Annotated in this window: 15 protein-coding genes; all 15 read left to right on the top strand. The window is 45.5% G+C overall.

Translation table 11 applies throughout. The annotated features are described in order from the left end of the window. Positions 1–13: 13 nt before the first annotated feature. Complete coding sequence (locus tag B5Z18_RS10135) at positions 14–817, top strand: glycoside hydrolase family 16 protein (protein ID WP_079470030.1); 804 nt, start codon at positions 14–16, stop codon at positions 815–817. Between the two features lie 28 nt (positions 818–845). Further along, positions 846–1928 carry a Gfo/Idh/MocA family protein gene (locus B5Z18_RS10130; RefSeq protein WP_079469238.1) on the top strand — a complete coding sequence of 361 codons (1083 nt, stop codon included), beginning with the start codon at positions 846–848 and terminating at the stop codon, positions 1926–1928. A gap of 21 nt (positions 1929–1949) precedes the next feature. Continuing rightward, a complete protein-coding gene (locus B5Z18_RS10125) occupies positions 1950–2684 on the top strand; it encodes a glucosamine-6-phosphate deaminase (protein WP_079469237.1) in 735 nt (244 codons plus the stop codon). 1 nt (position 2685) lies between these two features. Beyond that, positions 2686–3507, top strand: a complete 822-nt coding sequence (locus B5Z18_RS10120) for an ROK family protein (RefSeq protein WP_235015899.1) — start codon at positions 2686–2688, stop codon at positions 3505–3507. 50 nt (positions 3508–3557) lie between these two features. Further along, positions 3558–5276 carry a GMC oxidoreductase gene (locus B5Z18_RS10115; protein ID WP_079469236.1) on the top strand — a complete coding sequence of 573 codons (1719 nt, stop codon included), beginning with the start codon at positions 3558–3560 and terminating at the stop codon, positions 5274–5276. Beyond that, the gene (locus tag B5Z18_RS10110; protein WP_079469235.1) at positions 5277–5822 is read left to right on the top strand and encodes a gluconate 2-dehydrogenase subunit 3 family protein; all 546 of its coding nucleotides are present in this window, start codon (positions 5277–5279) and stop codon (positions 5820–5822) included. A 42-nt stretch (positions 5823–5864) separates the two neighbouring features. Further along, the gene (locus B5Z18_RS10105) at positions 5865–7676 is read left to right on the top strand and encodes a DUF4091 domain-containing protein (protein ID WP_079469234.1); all 1812 of its coding nucleotides are present in this window, start codon (positions 5865–5867) and stop codon (positions 7674–7676) included. A 25-nt stretch (positions 7677–7701) separates the two neighbouring features. Next, on the top strand, positions 7702–9504 hold the full coding sequence (locus B5Z18_RS10100; protein WP_079469233.1) for a DUF5107 domain-containing protein: 1803 nt from the start codon (positions 7702–7704) through the stop codon (positions 9502–9504). A gap of 64 nt (positions 9505–9568) precedes the next feature. Next, positions 9569–10171: an RNA polymerase sigma factor gene (locus B5Z18_RS10095; protein ID WP_159454257.1), complete on the top strand. Its 603-nt coding sequence runs from the start codon at positions 9569–9571 to the stop codon at positions 10169–10171. 86 nt (positions 10172–10257) lie between these two features. Continuing rightward, a complete protein-coding gene (locus B5Z18_RS10090; protein ID WP_079469231.1) occupies positions 10258–11427 on the top strand; it encodes a FecR family protein in 1170 nt (389 codons plus the stop codon). A gap of 140 nt (positions 11428–11567) precedes the next feature. Then, complete coding sequence (locus tag B5Z18_RS10085; protein WP_079469230.1) at positions 11568–15068, top strand: SusC/RagA family TonB-linked outer membrane protein; 3501 nt, start codon at positions 11568–11570, stop codon at positions 15066–15068. Positions 15069–15078: 10 nt separating this feature from the next. After that, complete coding sequence (locus tag B5Z18_RS10080; RefSeq protein ID WP_159454256.1) at positions 15079–16494, top strand: RagB/SusD family nutrient uptake outer membrane protein; 1416 nt, start codon at positions 15079–15081, stop codon at positions 16492–16494. A 13-nt stretch (positions 16495–16507) separates the two neighbouring features. Further along, a complete protein-coding gene (locus B5Z18_RS10075) occupies positions 16508–17212 on the top strand; it encodes a DUF4843 domain-containing protein (protein ID WP_159454255.1) in 705 nt (234 codons plus the stop codon). A 20-nt stretch (positions 17213–17232) separates the two neighbouring features. Then, positions 17233–18660, top strand: coding sequence for a PKD-like family lipoprotein (locus B5Z18_RS10070; protein ID WP_079469227.1), 1428 nt, complete (start codon positions 17233–17235; stop codon positions 18658–18660). Positions 18661–18703: 43 nt separating this feature from the next. Next, the gene (locus B5Z18_RS10065; protein WP_079469226.1) at positions 18704–19906 is read left to right on the top strand and encodes a TlpA disulfide reductase family protein; all 1203 of its coding nucleotides are present in this window, start codon (positions 18704–18706) and stop codon (positions 19904–19906) included. The last annotated feature ends 38 nt before the right edge of the window (positions 19907–19944 follow it).

Genomic DNA, 19944 nt, shown 5'->3' with positions numbered 1-19944 from the left:
GAATCTGAATCTGATGAAATATATAATAGTGTTGCTTATTACAATTGGTTGCTCGGGTATAGCTCAATCTCAATCCTTAAAGCGCCACAAAAAGTGGCAGCTTGCCTGGAGTGATGAATTTAACTACCAGGGGTTGCCTGATAGTACAAAATGGGGATATCAAACCGGCAGGTCGGGCTGGGGAAATAATGAACTGCAGCTATACACCGCTGCAGACACCAGCAATGCCAAAGTGGAAAACGGATCTTTGTACATCACAGCAAGAAATACCGGCAGCGGAGATAATAAATATACTTCGGCAAGGATGATTACCAAAGAAAAAGGTGATTGGAAATATGGAAAGCTGGAAGTTAAAGCAAAGCTTCCCGGAGGCAGGGGACTCTGGCCTGCAATATGGATGCTGTCGACCGATGATGAATACGGAGGTTGGCCGGCAAGCGGGGAAATCGATGTGATGGAACATGTTGGCTACATGAAAGACAGCATCTTCGGAAGTTTGCATAGCAAATCCTATAACCATGTTATTGGAACACAAAAAACAAAAGGTATCTATATTAAGCGGCCCTACGACAAGTTTCATGTTTATGCAGTAGAGTGGACTCCTGAAAATATCACTTTCCTGTTAGACGGGAAAGTATATTACCAGGTAGCCAATGAACATAAAACGGCCGCAGAATGGCCGTTTGATAAAAGATTCTATTTGTTGTTAAATGTTGCTGTTGGTGGTAACTGGGGAGGAAAGGAAGGTGTGGATGATACCGTTTTCCCTGCTGCCATGCAGGTGGACTATGTGCGGATGTATAAATGGGTAGAGTAACAGTTTGTAAACCTCTTGAATATAAAATATGAAACGGGTAAAAGTAGCCATATTAGGAGCCGGATTTATTGCCGATATCCACCTGGAAAGTTATGAACGGTTTGTGCCGGAAGCAGAGGTGGTAGCTGTTTATACAAGAAGTGCAGAGAAGGCAAAAGCCTTTGCAGCTAAGCATCATATTGCGCAGCACTTCTCTTCCATAGATGATTTGATCAGTAATGTTGACTTCGACGTAGTTGATATCTGTCTGCCTAATTTTCTGCACAAGGAAGCCACCTTAAAAGCCGCAGCGGCCGGGAAGCACATTATTATTGAAAAGCCGCTGGCTGTTACCCTGGAAGAAGCTGATGAAATGATTGCCGCCTGTGAAAAAGCAAATGTGAAATTAATGTATGCGGAGGAACTTTGCTTTGCGCCTAAATATGAGCGTGCCCGGAAGCTGGTGGAAGAGGGAGCTGTTGGAGATGTGTATATGTTAAAGCAATCGGAAAAGCACTCTGGTCCGCATTCCGATTGGTTTTATAATATCGATCAATCCGGCGGTGGCGTTTTAATGGATATGGGGTGCCACGGCATTGCGTGGTTCAGGTGGATGCTGAAAAACAACAAAGCACTCAGTGTTACGGCATCCATGAAAACCGTTTTACATAAAGAAAGAACTAAGGGAGAAGACAACTCCATCGTAATTATAGAGTTTGAAAATGGCGTAACAGGCGTTGTGGAAAACTCCTGGGCAAAGCAGGGAGGCATGGATGACCGGAGCGAAATTCACGGTACGGACGGAGTAGTGTATGCCGACCTGTTTACGGGCAATTCCGTACTGGCCTATAGCAAAAATGGATATGGCTATGCAATGGAAAAAACGGATACTACTGTAGGCTGGAGTTTTTGCATGTTTGAAGAAGCATTTAACCAGGGATATCCCCAGGAGTTAAAGCACTTTGTAGATTGCGTACAGCATAACCGGGAACCATTGGTTACCGGAAAGGACGGAAGGGCTGTTCTGGAAATCATTTATGCCGCTTACGCATCTGCCGGGCAGGGAAAGAAAATCAATCTTCCGTTTAATCAGCAAGTAGAAAAACCTATTGACCTTTGGCTGAAGCCATAGTTAACCGTTAATACAGGAATTGTGAAATTAACCATACTTAACACGTACCAGGAACTTTCAGCAGCAGTTGCAGAACAGGTAACTGAACTAATGTCCGGGCGTGAAAAGCCTTTACTATGCCCTGCTTCCGGCGATACGCCGGCTGGTTTATATAAGGTGCTGGTGGAAAAATATAAAGACAGAAAAAGTGATGTATCCCAGTGGGGCTTTGTAGGGTTGGATGAGTGGGTAGGATTAAACGGCAGCGATGAAGGAAGCTGCCGTTACTCCATCGACAAAGAGTTGTTGCTGCCACTGAATATTTCCGGAGATAAAATCTGCTTCTTTGATGGCCGTGCTACAGCTCTTCAGCAGGAGTGTGAAGCTGCCGAGCGGTTTATTGCGCAGTATAACGGGATTGATGTAGCCATACTTGGTTTGGGAATGAACGGGCATATTGCCATGAACGAGCCGGGTTGTGCCGCGGATGGCAGGGCGCAGATTGTTACACTACATCCGGTAACCATGCAGGTAGGTCAGAAATATTTTAACCAGCCGCAGGTATTGAAAGAAGGGATTACGCTGGGACTCGGTACGTTACTGGAAAGCAGGCATATTATTTTAATGGTAAGCGGAAAACACAAGGCAGGAATTGTGAAGAAGATGCTGGAAGAGCCGCCTACCAATGAATTGCCGGGAAGTTTGCTGCTCAACCATTCTTCTGTAACTATCTTTTTAGATGCAGATGCTGCTGCTCTCTTATCAAATATACACTAACATGGTTATAGGTATTGATCTGGGAGGAACAAATCTGAGAGCAGGTATAGTGAGCGACGGCGTGCTTTCATCCGTTATTTCCCAGCCCCTTTATGCACAGGAAAATGTACCCGGACAGATTTATAGTGTAATTGATAAAATAATCAACGACGATGTAACCGCAATCGGGATAGGCGTTCCAGGTTTGGTAGACCCATCCACGAAAGTTTTATATGATGTTGTTAATATTCCTTCATTGAACGAAATAGATCTCCGGGAAGTTTTAGCGCAGCGTTATCAGTTACCGGTGAAAATGGAGAATGATGCGAACTGTTTTGCATTGGGGGAATTTTATTTTGGAAGCGGGCGTGCGCATGAATCCGTGGTAGGATTGACAATAGGAACGGGGCTGGGAACAGGGATCATCCTGAACAGCCAGTTAGTTACCGGGAAATATGGCGGCGCCGGGGAATTTGGAATGATAAAATACTTGGATAAAAACATCGAGTATTATGTAAGTGGCCGTTTCTTTGAACAGGTGCATCATGTAAAAGGAGACATTCTCTATAACAACGCACTGGCGAATGATGCAGCGGCTATTGAAATATACAACGACTTTGGCAGGCATTTAGGTGAAGCCATCAAATTGATCCTGTATGCATTGGACACGGAGTGTTTTATTATTGGTGGCGCAGTAAAAGCAGCCTTCCCTTTTTATTCAGAAAGTATGTGGAGAACAGTGAACACTTTCGCATATAAACGCGCAATTTCTACTTTGAAAATTGAAGCGTCTTCCCTGGTGAATGGTAATATTTTAGGTGCGGCAGCTTTGCATTTGCACTAATAGCATACAACGTAGAACAACTTAAATAATAACAAGATAAATATTCACATATGGCCGGTAGTTCAGGTACTTCTGTTAAGCAGGAGGAAATAACTTCTTTTGATGCAATTGTTGTAGGCAGTGGTATCAGCGGTGGTTGGGCAGCAAAGGAATTGTGCGAGAAAGGATTAAAAACACTGGTATTGGAGCGTGGAAGAAATGTGGAGCATATAAAGGATTATCCAACTGCTAATACGCCTGTCTGGGATTTTAAGTATCGCGGAGCGCTTCCGGAGAAAGTGTTAGACGCCAATCCCTATATCAGCAAAGCCGCAGGATATGATGCCAGTACCGCGCATTTTTTTATAAAAGATGCAGACCATCCCTATATCCAGGAAAAACCTTTTGAATGGATACGGGGCTACCAGGTTGGCGGAAAATCCCTGATTTGGGGGCGTGCCTGCGCACGTTGGAGTGAGATGGACTTTACGGCGCCACACCGGTACGGATATGGAATTGAATGGCCCATTGGTTATAACGATGTGGCTCCGTGGTACAGTCACGTGGAAAAGTTTATTGGCGTTTGTGGCAATAAGGAAGGTATTGATACTATGCCGGATGGAGAGTTTTTGCCTGCTTTTGAATTGAACTGTGTAGAACAGCATTTAAAAGAAGCGGTGGCCAGTAAGTTCAACCGTCATTATGTATCCGGCAGATGGGCGCAGGTAACACAGCCGCAGGCTATCCACAAAGAGCAACACCGCCAGTGTTTAAGCAGGAATCTTTGCATGCGCGGTTGTCCGCTGGGCGGATATTTTAGCTCAAATGCCTCTACGCTGCCGGCAGCGGAAAAAACAGGTAATTTAACGATCCGGCCTTTTTCTGTTGTGCATTCCATTATCTATGATGAACAATCCGGTAAAGCAACGGGCGTGAAAGTGATTGATGCCAACACAAAGAAGGAAATCATCTTTCATGCAAAGATTATTTTCCTTAATGCCTCTGCATTAAACACGAACCTGGTGTTGTTAAATTCCACCTCCAGGCGGTTTCCAAACGGACTCGGGAACGATAACGGGTTGCTTGGGAAATACATTGGCTTTCACAATTACAGGGCAGGAATGAGCGGAGAGTTTGATGGTTTTGAAGATAAGTATTACAAAGTATCGAAGCCTTCGGAATGTATTATTCCCAACTTCAGGAATGTGTATCAGAAGGACACAGATTTTGTTGGCGGTTATGTCATCTTTAGCGCTGGTTACCGGGAGAAGTTAAATGATAAAAATATCCCGAAGGCACTGGGCGCTGCATTTAAAGACGCCATTAGTAAGCCGGGTAAATGGGGGGCGTATATGTATATGCAGGGAGAAACAATTCCCAAAGAAAGCAATCATGTAAGATTAAGCAAAGATAAAAAGGATGAATGGGGAATTCCTTTGTTGATAACATCTGTAGACTATGATGATAATGATGATAAAATGGTAAAAGATTTTATCGAACAGGGCAGGGCTATGCTGGAGGCAGCAGGCGCTAAGAATATTGTGGTAAATGAAAACCGCCAGCCGCCGGGATTGGATATACATGAAATGGGCGGCGTACGTATGGGAAAGGACCCTGCCAATTCATTGCTGAATGAATGGAATCAGCTGCATCATTGTAAAAATGTATTTGTTACGGACGGCGCCTGTATGACAAGTACCGGCAATCAAAGTCCTTCTATTCTTTATATGTCACTAACTGCAAGAGCTGCTAACTATGCGGTGGAGCAACTAAAAAAAGGAGCGTTGTAAATGAATCGCCGGGAATTAATAAAAACGATCTCTGTGCTTACAGGCGCGGCATTGGTAGGGGGAGAACTGTTTCTTGCGGGATGCAGGGAACGTAATGAACCGATTTTTGGTGAGCATGACATTGCATTCTTTGATGAAGTAGCGGAAACTATTCTTCCCCGTACAAATACACCGGGTGCAAAGGATGCAGAAGTGGGAAAATTTATTGCATTGTATGCATCGGATTGTTATAATAAGATGCAACAACAAACATTGAAGCAGGGAATTACCCAATTAAATGATGCCTCACTTAAAGAGTTTAAGGCAACTTTTGTAAAGCTTTCTGCTGAACAAAAAAATGTCCTGCTTACCAACGTGGATAAAGACGCGAAAGATCACAGCAGGAACAACACCACATCTCCGCATTACTTTACCTTGATAAAGCAGTTGACTTTACTGGGATTCTTTACATCAAAACCCGGTGCTACGGAAGTATTACGCTACCTGCCTTTGCCCGGGGGCTACCAGGGATGTATAGATTACAATGGAGAAACAGCGTGGAGCTGATAGCACAAGAGAAAGAACAGTATTCAATGAACAAATGAACACATGAAAAGAATTTCGTTAATCTTTGGCCTGGCCGGTTGTTTTTCATTTTCAGCTTTTTCACAGTACAAGGGAGAAGTTGACCGCAACCATTTACCGGCATTAAGCAGTCACTATCAACCGGAATACACCTTCGATAAAACAACCGATGAGCAGGCATGGGCTGCGCAGAGCCACGGCCTGCATGTATCTTTCAGCACTACCGATAAACTTTATTTCAGAACAGAAGTACCGGTGCAAAAGGCAGTCACCACCTGGGATGCCACCGGCTGGAAGGGAGAAAGACTGAATGCACAATTGCTGGTATGGTCGCCGGACACGCTGAACCAGGTTCGCTTTACATTAAGCGATCTTACCGGCGCCGGCGGTAATGTAATCAGCCGGGAACATACCAGTTTGAACATGGAGCGCTACGTACTTTCTAACTATCCGTATGGCGCCAAAGATGCCGTGTGTGGTGAAACGCCGTATAAGAGCGGTTACCTGATGCCGGACCGGTTTGAGCCGTTTGAGCGTTTTGATATTCCCGGCGGAACGGTAAGACCGGTATGGCTGTCGCTCAATATCCCGGCCAATACCCCGCCGGGCACTTATTCAGGCTCCATACAGGTAAACACGGATAAATACAGCACGGCATTACAGGTCAGCATCCGGGTGCAGCCGCAGCTACTGCCTCCGCCGCGTGAATGGTCGTACCGGCTTGATTTGTGGCAGAACCCCTGGGTTGTTGCCTGGCATAATCAACTGCAGCCGTGGTCCGCAGAACATAAAGCACTGTTGAAAAAACATCTGCAATTATATGCCGATGCGGGCGGTAAATATATTACTACCTATGCCGTACATTCCCCGTGGTCCGATAATTCGTACATGATAGAAGGAGGAATGATCGAATGGATAAAACAAAAGAATGGCAGCTGGAAATTTGATTATCATATTTTTGATGAATACATAGAGATGTGTATGGCGTTGGGTATTGATAAAGCAATCACCCTGTATACCGCTATCCCGTGGGCCAACCGGTTCCGCTATATGGACGAGGCCACCGGTAATTACCAGTATGCTTACTGGGCGCCGGAATCGGCAGCATATAAAACGCACTGGCATATTTTTCTCAACGATCTGCAAACGCATCTGCAACAAAAAGGATGGTTTGATAAAACATACCTGGGCATCAACGAGAATGAAATGAAGCAGACATTGGCGGCCATTAAGGTGATTAAAGAACATCCGGCGAAATGGCGTATCACCTATGCGGGAAACTGGCACAAGGAGCTGGATACGCTGCTGGATGATTATTCTTTCCTGTATGGCAATGAACCTGCTGCTGCTGAATTGAAGCAACGCGCCGCAAGAGGCGCTTCCTCTACCTTTTATGTTTGCTGCAATCCTGCCAAGCCCAATAATTTTGTTTTCTCGCCTCCTTCAGAAGGACGATGGATCAGCTGGTATTCTGCCGCTGTTGGATACGACGGTTTTTTACGATGGGCATACGACGCATGGGCGGAAGATCCGGTAAGGGATGCACGTTTCGGTTCGTGGCCTGCCGGCGATTGTTTTCTCGTGTACCCGGGAGGTAACAGCTCTGTACGTTTCGAAAAATTAAGGGAAGGCATCGCCGATTTTGAGAAGATCCGCATTTTAAAAACACAGGCGCTGGCATCAAAAGATAAAGCGGTAAAAGCCCTGTGGCAAACATTTGAGCAACATCTGCAACGCTTTGCTGCGGAAAAGGATTTTAATGAAGATAAGATCATCGAAGATATTGATAAAGGAAGAAGCCTGGTAGATGCATTAAGCGATAGGCTGGGCAGGTAAAATGTTATCTGAAAAAAACGGAATAATGAATATCAGGATATTGTTATTGCTGCTTGCAGGTAATATTGTTGGCAAATGTATAGGTCAGCCTGCCACTGGTAAAGTGGCCTGTTCTGAACACAGCGACTACCTGCTTACCCATGTGCTTACGCCCGCCGGCCCGGTTCCCCCGGTGTTTGATCCAAACGGGGTATATCCGTACACCAGTTATGCTGAAACATCCAACAGACCGGTGTTGAAGAAATATCGCTTTGTGACGTTGGAAAATGACCTGCTGAAAGTAACGGTATGTCCGGATCTGGGAGGTAAAGTAGTTTCTATGGTTCATAAGCAATCAGGAAAAGAAGTGTTGTATGTGCCGGATGTAATCCGGCAAACGAGGATCCTGCCCCGGTTTTATTTTGTGGCCGGTGGCATTGAAGTGAGTTTCCCAATTTCACATTCGCCTTCACAGAATGAATCTGTACTTTACAGGATCGACAGTGCGCCGGGCAGGACCTATGTTACCTGTGGCGAAAGGGAGCTGCGTTTTGGTATGCAATGGTCTGTTGAATATTCCCTGGGACCTGCGGATAATTTTTTAACCGAGCGGGTTAAATTTTATAACCCCGGCGCCAACGCCTATCCCTGGATGAGCTGGTCCAATGCAGCACTGCCTTCCGCTGCCGACACGAAATATAATTTCCCTGAAGGCCGGGTATTGTTGCATGCTTCGCATATTGATACCATTGACTGGGCCAGCCAGGGACCGCGGGTGGAAGCCGATATCCGGGAAATGACCGGCTATTTCTGGAAAACAAAAAATGCGAATGCCTTCGGCGCCTATACTCCTTCACTTGGCACAGGGTTATATCATATTGCCGATAATGCGGTTGCGCCGGGCATTAAGCTGTGGAGCTATGGTGATGGAGCCGACAGCACATGGGCAATGTTGAGCACCGCACGGCGCGCGCCATATATTGAATTGCAGGGTGGCCCCATAGCAGATCAATCCATCAAGCTGGAACTGCAGCCGAAAGAAATGCGCTGCCATGTGGAATACTGGATACCTGCGAACCGGGAACTGGATATTCATTCCCTGCAAACGCCCGCTATTAAGCTAAGGCCGGTAAAGGACATCCCTTTATTTGACTGGGCCAGGAACTCGGACGTGCAGGTTTGGAATGAGCTGGCGAAAGCCTGTGCTGCTAAAACAGCATTGCCTTTGCCTCCGCCTGTTGACCAATATACATGGGCGCCTTCAGGTATGGAAAACATGGACACTCCGTTTGAATACGCCATCAGTAAAACAAATGGAGAAGACAAGGAGATGTGGGAATTTTATTATGCTGCCTGGGAGGCGGGCAGGGGAAGAAGCAAAGAGGCGATACAAATGCTTGCTGCCAACAGGATGGGGCTTGCAAAAGTGCTGCTGGCGAGGCTATTGAAATTAGATGGGAATCTTAAAGGCGCCTGGAAAGCAATGGAAGCGATCAGTGAAAAATGGGTACAGTTGCATCCGCAGGTGGTGGTGGAAAGAGATAAGCTGCTGCGCGCTATGGGACCACAAACGATAGCTGAGCGGGAGCACTGGTTATCGGCAGTTGATGCATTGGCCGATGAATGGGTTATTGAAAGAAGGGTGCAACTGCTGATCGACAAAAAACAGGTGCAGCAGGCGAAAGACTTACTGCTCTCCACACATTTTCAGAAAGTACATCAAACCTATACCCGTACCGGTTTATGGATGCAGATATGTGAACAGCAGGGGATTCCTGCAATTCCGGTACCAGCGCAGCTGGGAGAGGACCAACTGGCAAGATTCGGCGCTTATAGGGAATATGAATAGTGCCAGGTTGTTCATCATTAGCACTATTCATGGTTTTTTTCTAAATTTGGCCAAACGCGAAAGGTTGGGCAATCAGCATGATCATATCAATATAGCCAGTGATAGGAAAATCCCGGAAGAAGATGTAAGGCAATTCTCCATTTTCTATGATAAATATAGCGCTGCAGTATATAATACCGCTATGGTGTTTACCAAAGGGGATCAGTCGTTATGTGAAGATATTGTGCAGCTTGTTTTTATGCGTATGTGGGAGAACCGTACCCAACCGGGAACGCTTGAAAAACCGGAACATTATCTGTATATACTTGCGCGGAATATTATTTTCGACACCTTTAAAGCGCGTGCGCGTCAGCTGCATCACCAGCTGCAATTGGGCGAATTGCTTCACGACGGCCCGGATTCGCCTATTAAGATTTTAGCAGCCAAAGAATATTCGGGGATTTTGAAGCAAGCGGTTGAAACCCTTACCCCGCAACAGCGTATTATATTTCAACTGGCAAAAGAATCGGGCATTCCCCATGCCGATATCGCAGAGCAAATGGGGATTAGTATCCAGACTGTTCGCACCCACCTGAAACTGGCTACCCGTGCGGTTCGTCACTATGTAATGGCCCATATAGAAGACCCCGAGATAATAATGATTTTGTTGGTGTTACTGATGCAATAATCGTCAACCCAGAATTTTTTTCAAATTCGGCTACCCACTTTTTGTGTGGCTGTCGTCTTTATACTGTACCGCTTTAAAAGCTGTTTATGGATGAGATTTATTTCCAATCCTTACTGGATAAATACCGGAAGAATGAAATTTCCGCCGGCGAGTTGTCTGAACTTACAGCAGCTGTAAATACGGGTGTTTACGATGAAACCGTGAAAGCCTCTGTGCAGGCTTCGCTTGAATCAGGGGAGCAGCAGTGGGATAAAACCCGGCAACAGGTTGTGTTCGGGGAAATACTCCGGCAAATTGAAGCAGAGGCTCCTGTAAGAAGAATCATGCCTGAAAAGCGGAGATGGCTGGCTGCTGCCGCCGCCGTGCTTGTTATACTGACTATTGGCTGGTATACCGTTAACAGGTTGAAAACGGGGCAGGTCCGGGATAACCAGGTAGCTGTACAGGACGTTGCAGCGGGACGGCCTGGTGCGGTGCTTATGCTGGCAAACGGCAGTAAAATAGTGCTGGATACTGCAGGTAACGGAACAGTGGCCTCCCAGGCAGGAGTTGACATCGTATTGAATAACGGGGCGCTGGCCTATGAACATGGTGCACTTGATGAAGCAGGTGCAGAAGCGCTGAATACGGTGCTTACGCCAAGAGGAAGACAGTTCTCCATTGTTTTACCGGACGGTTCAAAGGTTTGGATTAACGCGGAGTCCTCACTTCGTTTTCCCGTTCAATTTTCGGGAAAGGAGCGCCAGGTGCAGCTAACAGGGGAGGCTTATTTTGAGGTGGCGGAGAATGCATCCCAACCTTTTAAGGTATTGGTTAATAATAAAACCGAAGTGTTGGTGCTGGGTACTTCTTTTAATATAAACGCATATGCCGGTCAGCCACGGGCAAAAGCCACGCTTATAACAGGTAAGGTAAATATCCGCAGCGGGAAGGCAGCTGCTGTCCTGGTACCCGGGCAGGAAGCCAGTATAGCCGGCGATATTACCGTTGTTGATAATGCAGATATCAATAAGGCTATTGCCTGGAAAAACGGCGCCTTTGATTTCAATAATACTACCATAGAGGAATTGGCTGCACAGCTGGAGCGCTGGTATGATATAGAGGTAACTTATGATCAGCATATTTCGCAGATCCCATTTGGCGGCAAAATAAGCCGGAAGGTCAGCCTGAAAACACTGGTCAGGCTAATGGATGGTACGGGACTTGATTTCCGCCTGGCAGAAGGCCGTAAACTAATAATAACAGAAAGAAAATAACACTTCAGGAAGAAGTATATGTAAGAAAAAACAAGTGCCAACCAAAAGAAAAAACCGGAAGTGATTGGAGCCACTTCCGGTATAAGGTTTAGTCATTAAAGAGCGTGCGGCTCAATTTATCAACCAAACACCTGCAAATTATGCAAAAAACTGCTTATCAGCTAAGCATTTCCGGCGCGTGCCATATGGCGGCGGTCCGGAAAAAAAAGATTATCAACCAAACGTTGCTGGTAATGAAATTAACCATCCTCCTTTTAACAGGAGCTCTTCTACAGGTATCTGCATCCGGGCTGGCCCAATCGGTTACTTTTTCCGCAAAAAAAGCACCGTTGATAAAGGCTTTAAATGCACTGGAACAACAGACGGGCTATTACACTTTTTTTAAAAGCCGCGAAATTCAGCGGCTGATGGAATCCCGTAGTATCACCATTGCGGCGAAGAATATGCCTCTTAAGCAATTCCTGGACGAGTTGCTTAAAGAAACTCCTTTCACCTATGAGCTGGATGATAATACGATTGCATTACAGATGAAAGCTCAGGCGCCATTACCGGAAAAGAAGGAGGTGAGCGCCCCCGCAGCTTCACTTTCCGGACAGGTAACAGATCTTGACGGGAACCCGCTTCCGGGGGCAACAGTGATGGTAGTGAAAACAACGATTGCTACTTCCACCGACGGACAAGGCCGTTTCCAGCTGAATGGTTTACCGGATAATGCCAGCATTGTTATTTCATCTATCGGTTATATGCCAATGGGGCTTCGCCTGCTGGACAATAACACTATTGCCACCGATCCGATACGCCTTATAACAGGCAACGGGCAACCTGATCAAACCGAAGGCAATGCCCAAAGCAATTTCCGTATGCTGTCTTCCGGTATGGTAAATGTGCGCCTGGCCCGGCTGATCAAAGGCATTGAAGGAGTAGTGGTAACCGGGCTTTTCCAGCGCTCGGGCAATAATTTTACCGGGGCATCGAAAACAATTTCCGGTGCGGAATTGAAAAAGGTGAGCGCCAATAATGTATTTGCAGCGGTGTCGGCACTTGATCCTTCTCTCAGGATTGTACCCAACAATGTTGCCGGCGGCAATATTAACCAGCTTCCTGAAATCCAGATGCGCGGGCAAAATTCATTTCCCAATCTCACCGGTGAGCTGTCTGCCAATCCTAATGCACCGTTATTTATCCTTGATGGATTTGAAGTAACGCTCCAGCGTATCGTGGACCTGGACATGAACCTGATCAACAGTATCACTTTGCTGAAAGATGCGTCTGCCACTGCCATCTATGGTTCCCGCGGAGCAAACGGGGTAATGGTGGTTACTACTGTTACACCAAAACCTGGCAGGATCCAGGTAACATTCAACAATGATTTCAGGTTTACCTCGCCGGACCTGTCTGTATATCATCTTTTAGATGCTGAAGAAAAACTTGATTTCGAACAACGGGCGGGAGTATATACTTCTACAAGTTCGCAGGCACAGCACAAACTCAACGTGTTGCGTAATGAAAGATATAAAGCCATGAAAAGCGGGGTGAATACCGACTGGCTCAGGATCCCGGTTCAGGATGGCATTAGCAACCGTAGTTCATTATACCTGCAGGGCGGCGACCAATCGATCCGGTATGGGTTACAGTTTTCTGCTGACTTGCAATCAGGCGTAATGAAAGGACAGGACCGGAAAAATTATTCCGGGCAGTTTGATCTTAACTACGTAGTCAATAAACTACAGTTTAAAAACTCTGTCCGCATCTTCCAGAATAAGTCAAATGAATCTCCTTACGGCAACTTCAGTGAATATGTAACAATGAATCCGTATTGGGCCCCTTACGATGAGAAAGGAAAACCAAAGCAAATGCTGGAGAATCTGTGGATAAATAACACCTACTACAGGCAAGCGAATCCCGCGTATGATGCGGGTCTTCATTCTGTGAACAGCAACCAGTACTTTGGTATTTCCAATAACTTCCAGATGCGTTATACGCCGGTACCATTCCTGTACATGGAAACAAGCCTGAGTATTAATAAACAGAATGCCTCGGGAGACCAGTTTTATTCCGCCCAGGATTCCCGTTTTGCAGAGATAACGGACCTCAGCAGAAAGGGAAGTTATACCGTAAGAAATGAAAATAGTTTTAACTATGAGAGCCTGACAACCGCTAACCTCAATATCTCACGGGGACCTCACCAGTTGTTTTCAATGCTTGGGTTTAATGTTTCCAGCAGTAATAGCAACTATTACTCCGTTGTGACGGAAGGCTTTCCTTTTGACAAGCTGGATAACCTGCTGTTTGCGGCACAATATGAAACAAACGGACGACCAACCGGTGATGAGAGCACCATCAGGAGAGTGGGTGTGGTATACAGTGGAAGTTATAGTTATGACAACCGTTTCCTGGCCGATGTTTCCGCCCGCCGGGACGGATCATCACAATATGGAACTGAAAAGAAATTTGGAACATTCTGGTCGGCAGGTATTGGCTGGAATATCCATAATGAAGCATTTTTCAATAAAAGCAGCCTGGTGAACAGGCTTAAACTGAGAGCCAGTTACGGTTCTACGGGTTCACTCAATATTCCGGCTTACAGCGCCCAATCCCGGTATAACTTTGGTGTAAATACCAGCTATTTCGGAGAACTGGGAGCGGTCCTCATCGGGCTGGGCAACGAGTTCCTGAGCTGGCAGAATGTGTATAAGGCGAATGTTGGTATGGATGCGGTATTATTAAGAGAGAAACTGGATCTCCGGCTGGACTTGTATCGTGAGAATACCAAAAATTCGCTGACACAGATCACCCTTGCGCCATCCACAGGCTTTAGCAGTTTTGCGGAGAACTTAGGCCAGATCCAGAATACAGGGCTCGAATTCTCTGTACGCTATAAAATCCTGGAGAAGCCCGCTAAGGGGCTCTTATGGTCAGTGAACGTAAATGGATTCACCAATAAAAATATTCTGAAAGAGTTATCCAATAAATTGAAGGCTTCCAATAATAAACTCAATGTGGCTAATAGTGATCAGGTCATTCCCAATATACAGTTTGAAGAAGGAGAATCTATTAACACCATTTATGCGGTTCGTTCGCTGGGTGTAGACCCGGCAACCGGTTCGGAAGTCTATCTTACAAAAGACGGAAAAAGAACTTTCACCTGGGATGCAGCAGATAAAGTACCGGTGGGCATTAACCAGCCTAAATGGAATGGTAATTTTGGCACCAACTTTATGCTGAAGGGCTTTGAGGTCAACCTGATCTTCAATTACCAATGTGGTGGCCAGCTCTATAATCAGACACTGATAGACCGTGTTGAATCAGTGAATCCCGCGTTTAACGTAGACCGGAGGGCATATGATCTCGGCTGGTCCGGCCCGGGAGATGTAAGCCCATATACACGTATCGGTGTTTCCACCCAACCTACCCGCCTGACCTCCCGTTTTGTTCAAAACGATAACAACCTGACACTTAGTTCGGCTTCCTTCGGATATAACTTTTACAGGAGTCCGCTTATAAAGAAACTTGGCATGCGGAGCTTACAGGTAACAGCCATCACCAATGACTTTTTCCGTGCAAGCAGTATTCAGATAGAACGTGGTACCAGCAATCCATTTGCCCGTACTTATTCCCTTTCACTCAGAGCCGGCTTTTAAAATTATGAATATGAAAAAGAGTTTGACTATAATAATATGCCTGGTCGCATCTTTGGTGTTCAGCAGCTGTAAAAAATTCCTGGATGTAAAGCCTAAATCCGTTATTTCGGAAGATCAGCTGTTCGCTTCTGAAATTGGTTTCCAACAGGCGCTTACCGGTGTATATTCCCAGCTGGCCAGCCGGGCATTATATGGCGATAACCTGTCAATGGGATTTGTGTCAGCACTGGCGCAAAACTACGCAGTGTCCGGAGCCGGCGCGCCATTTGTTCAAACACGGGCATTGAACTTTGCATCTGCAGAGGTAATTGGATATACCAATAATATCTGGGATACGGCATATGCTGCCATCGCCGGTGTAAACAAGATCATTGCCAGCACTGAAAAAAGAAAAGATGTTCTCTCTGCCACCAGCTATGCGCTTATACGGGGAGAGGCGCTTGCGCTCAGGGCATTCCTTCACTTTGAAGTATTGCGAATGTTTGGTCCTGAGTATACCACAGGCGCAGCGATGAAGGCTATCCCCTATAAAACCACCGTTGACCAATACGCAAAAATACCTTCTGTTACGTCGGAAGTAGTGACATTGGCGCTCGCAGATCTTAGCGAGGCGGCAGATCTGATGAAAGATGCTGATCCTGTTTTAACGGGTTCACAGAACAGGCGTATCAGGATGAATTATTTTGCTGTAAAGGCCCTGGAGGCAAGGATCCGCATTTACGCAGGAGACAAACAGGGCGCTTTCCAGGCAGCAGCTGTGGTAGTGAATTCCGGTAAATTCCCGTTTGTAACCCCTTATGCCGCTTCATCCGCCGCAGGTTACCGGGATCGTCTTTATATTGATGAAGAAATATTTTGTATCCGTGTGCGTGATATAAAGAACTGGGCGGAACGGCAATATTTCCGCTTTAACGGAAGCGCCAACCAGAAGCTGACAAGAAGTGCCGGCAACTTTAGCACACTTTATGAAACTGCAGCAGGCGGCGCCACTGATTTCAGATTTCTTTACCGTATTGAACAGGACGGAGGCGTCCCCTTTCCTTCTAAATTCTGGCAGACATATCAGTTTAATACACTGGATTCAAACAGACTGGATCAGCATGTACCAGCCATCCGTTTATCTGAAATGTACTATATCATGGCGGAAGCGGCTGTAACACCGGAAGAAGGCGCCGGTTATCTGAATATAGTGCGGAAAAACAGGGCGCTGCCTGAGCTTCAGACAGGTACCATTACCCAGCAAATACTGGAGAAAGAAATCACTAAAGAGTATCAGAAGGAGTTTTACGCGGAAGGGCAGTTATTCTTTTACTATAAACGAAAAAAAATAACCAAAATGCTGTTTATGACCGCTGAGATTCCGCTTAGTAAGTATGTGCTTCCTATACCTGAGTCTGAACTGGAATTTAATCCTAACTACAACTGATAAATCCTGTTTTATGAAGTACCTGTTATTTCTCAACATATTGTTTCTGATGGCAGCCTGTAAAAAGGAGAATATATCAACCTATAAAGGTCCCGACGGGATTACATTTTATGTAGATGAGTATGAACCAGACAGCCTCAGTTATTCCTTTGCGTATTCCCCGGTTCCCAAAAACAGGGATACCGTTTTTCTTAAAATGCGTGTGGTAGGCGCGGCAGCCGACTATCCCCGGGTTATTTCCGTAACAGCAGGCGCGGGGTCAACAGCCAGGCAGGGTAAAGACTACGAGCTACCGGAAATTACGTTGCCGGCCGGCGCTTTAACTGTGCTGTATCCTGTGGTGCTGTTGAATTCACCGGAGATGACTACCACCACTTTCCGGCTTGTTGCCCAGGTTGCCCCGGGTAAGGATTTTCAGGTAGGCGCCACAGGGCGTGAGACCGGCGGAACAACCAGCCTCGAAAAAATTATCATTGACGTGAGTAACAAGATCATTAAACCTTCTTATTGGGACGAGGTAGAGAGTGCATTCGGAGCATTCAGTGAGCGTAAGTTCAGGTTTATGGTGCAAGTTACCGGTCTTTCTGATTTTTCTTCCGATGCAATCGGCGTGGATGGTTATTACAATTTGCCGGTTAAATTACGAAATGCGCTTGCCGAATATGAAGCCGTCAATGGGCCATTGATAGATGAATCCGGCAACGTGGTCACCTTTTAGTTCAACTCAAAATTAAATTCATGCGTAAATATATATTCAGAGCATTCCTCGCAATATTGGCGCTGGCCTGGGCTTCCTGTCAAAAGGATAATCAGCGGTTTGTTTATGATAAACTAAATACAGTTTCCATCAAAACAGCTGATTCGTCATTTGTGATAACACAACTGGATACACTTAGTATTCAAACACAACTGACAGAGTCTATACCTTCAGGGGATAGTTACACTTATGAGTGGAAGGCCTATATGGTAGGAGAAAATGCCGTGATATTATCTGATAAGAAAGACCTGAAAGTGGCAGTTAACCTGTCACCAGGCTCATATGACCTGATATATACCGTAACAAGTGTGAAGACGGGTATATCTTCTTTTATGTTGTATCCGCTTACTGTAAACGGAGCATTTTATGAGGGGTGGCTGGTGGCTGCAAACCAGGATGGGAAGGCCCGGTTATCTTTTATCCGGGCAAACGATTCCGTGTTTTTTTCTCCGGCGGAAGATGTGAACAAGACTACTTACCCTGGAAAGGCCCTGGGGGTCAATGCCGGTATTACCAGTAGCTATGCAAATCTTGCGCTGGTGATGTTTTATACAGACCAGGGTGTTTACAGGTTCAATGCCGACAATTTTATTCAGAATGGTACTACAGCAGATATTTTTCCGGAGCCGAAGCAATTTTCTGCTTCATGCGCGTATGCCATGAGTAAAATACCTTACGATCAGTATATTGTCGCTGACGGAGGACTGTATGCCGGCATCGGACCTTTGTTTTATCCCCAGGATGTGTTGAAGCCTTATTCTGAAAGATTAACAGGTGATTATACCCTTTTCCCGGTGGTGATAAACTCCGCCACTGCTGTCACCTTATTTTATGATAATAAGTACAGGCGATTTATGTCTGTTCCGCTGGGCGACAGAATGTTGAGTCCTGTATCTGCGAGTCCGGGCGCTGTTTTCAATATGGCTGATGTTGGAAAGAAGATGATTGGCTGGGACTATGGAACGCAGTCTGTAATTTCATCTGATGAAATCTACTTTGTTATGCAGGATGATGCCGGTATCCGCTACCTGTACTCGCTTAAAGGGGCAACCCCGGAATTAAGCCAGCAGATCGGCAATAGTCCGGACATAGAGAAAGCCTCCGCTTTTGCTGCTTCCGGGGTTGTAAAGCATCTTTATTATGCTGCAGGTAATAAAATTTATCTCTATGATATACTGGCGAATTCTTCGAAAATGGTATACACGTTTCCCGATGGCGTAAAAATAAAAGACCTGAAAATGTTGTCCATCACCAGTAAAAGAATTGTGGTGGCTACTAACACAGGAACTGTGGGGGAAGTATATTATTTCGACCTGGATAATCTGGGAGATATTATCAATCACACCTATGTTAAGAAATTCACCGGGTTTGGTGAGATTATAAATCTCAGCTACAGATCAGCTAACTGAGATAGGCAATAATTTTTTTCATTTTCTATTATTAACTAAAAGTATGAACAGCAATAGACTATTTTTTTTCCTCGGTTTTATATTATTTTCCCTGACCGCGTCCGGACAGCAGGTGAAAAATGCAAAATATACCTTAACCGGTAATATTGAAGGCCTGGTGAGTAAGGCCGGATATGCTAAAGGGAAGAACTTTACAGCAGGGTATGTTTACCTTTCAGGAATAGTGCGTAACGGTGCCTACACAACGGATTCCGCCAAACTAACTGATGGCCGTTTTATATTCACGGGAAATGTTGATGAACCTTCCATGGCCTATATTTTCTGTAAGCCCGGAGAACGTAATTCCCCTGTTGTCCTGATGATGTTTCTTGAAAATTCAAATATCTCTGTTACCGGCAAATACAGTCCGGATGAAAATTCAGTAAAGGATCCGCAAATAAAAGGATCTGCAGTACAGGATGAATATGCCGGGTTATTTGAAAATGCGAACAACATTTCAGGAAGAACTGAAATAAGGAGGCAGTATGAAGTAGCCATGAAAAAAAATGATACCGCGAAACTTGCCGCCCTCGGAAAGGAAGGAACAGCAGCGATGGAAAAGTATACTGATTATATGAGAGAATACACAAGTACGCATCCTGCCAGTTTTGTTAATCTGTACCTTTTAAGTGATTACATACCCCGTGAAGAAAGCGGGCTGACGGAACTGGAGAATGAATTGAAGAAGTTCGATAAACAACTTCAATCATCTTTCCTGGCAAAAAATATTATCAGTGCAATAGCTGATCAAAGAAAGCGGTTACAAATTGGACCCGGTATACAGGCAATTGATTTTAGTCAACCTGGTGTTGATGGCAAGATCGTTAAACTGTCCGATTATGCCGGCAAATATGTGCTGTTGGATTTCTGGGCGTCCTGGTGTGGCCCTTGCCGTGCTGAAAATCCCAATGTGCTCAAAGCCTACAACACTTTTAATAAAAAAGGCCTTGAAATATTATCCGTATCATTGGATGAAAACCGGGCAGCATGGTTGAAAGCGGTGAAGGCAGACAAGTTACCCTGGTTACAGGTTTCCGATTTGAAGGGCTGGAAAAATGAAGCCGGTAGCAAATATATGATCCAGTCAATTCCCGAAAATTTTCTGATTGATCCAAACGGGAAAATTGTGGCTAAAGGCTTACGCGGGGAACAATTGCATAAAGAATTAGAAAAGATATTTCATAGAGGCGACATCACTTCCAGGTAATAGCTTAAAAAAAGAGAACGTCCATTTGGACGTTCTCT

The sequence above is a fragment of the Chitinophaga ginsengisegetis genome, assembly GCF_900168065.1.
GTDB lineage: Bacteria > Bacteroidota > Bacteroidia > Chitinophagales > Chitinophagaceae > Chitinophaga > Chitinophaga ginsengisegetis.
Note: the sequence above shows the minus strand (reverse complement) of the source record. Positions and strands in the feature narration are given on the sequence as shown.

Excerpts from the sequence above, each read along its gene's own strand:
- B5Z18_RS10135 (WP_079470030.1), top strand. The coding sequence starts at position 14 with ATGAAATATATAATAGTGTTGCTTATTACAATTGGTTGCTCGGGTATA.
- B5Z18_RS10130 (WP_079469238.1), top strand. The coding sequence starts at position 846 with ATGAAACGGGTAAAAGTAGCCATATTAGGAGCCGGATTTATTGCCGAT.
- B5Z18_RS10120 (WP_235015899.1), top strand. The coding sequence starts at position 2,686 with ATGGTTATAGGTATTGATCTGGGAGGAACAAATCTGAGAGCAGGTATA.
- B5Z18_RS10115 (WP_079469236.1), top strand. The coding sequence starts at position 3,558 with ATGGCCGGTAGTTCAGGTACTTCTGTTAAGCAGGAGGAAATAACTTCT.
- B5Z18_RS10110 (WP_079469235.1), top strand. The coding sequence starts at position 5,277 with ATGAATCGCCGGGAATTAATAAAAACGATCTCTGTGCTTACAGGCGCG.
- B5Z18_RS10105 (WP_079469234.1), top strand. The coding sequence starts at position 5,865 with ATGAAAAGAATTTCGTTAATCTTTGGCCTGGCCGGTTGTTTTTCATTT.
- B5Z18_RS10100 (WP_079469233.1), top strand. The coding sequence starts at position 7,702 with ATGAATATCAGGATATTGTTATTGCTGCTTGCAGGTAATATTGTTGGC.
- B5Z18_RS10090 (WP_079469231.1), top strand. The coding sequence starts at position 10,258 with ATGGATGAGATTTATTTCCAATCCTTACTGGATAAATACCGGAAGAAT.
- B5Z18_RS10085 (WP_079469230.1), top strand. The coding sequence starts at position 11,568 with ATGCAAAAAACTGCTTATCAGCTAAGCATTTCCGGCGCGTGCCATATG.
- B5Z18_RS10080 (WP_159454256.1), top strand. The coding sequence starts at position 15,079 with ATGAAAAAGAGTTTGACTATAATAATATGCCTGGTCGCATCTTTGGTG.
- B5Z18_RS10075 (WP_159454255.1), top strand. The coding sequence starts at position 16,508 with ATGAAGTACCTGTTATTTCTCAACATATTGTTTCTGATGGCAGCCTGT.
- B5Z18_RS10070 (WP_079469227.1), top strand. The coding sequence starts at position 17,233 with ATGCGTAAATATATATTCAGAGCATTCCTCGCAATATTGGCGCTGGCC.
- B5Z18_RS10065 (WP_079469226.1), top strand. The coding sequence starts at position 18,704 with ATGAACAGCAATAGACTATTTTTTTTCCTCGGTTTTATATTATTTTCC.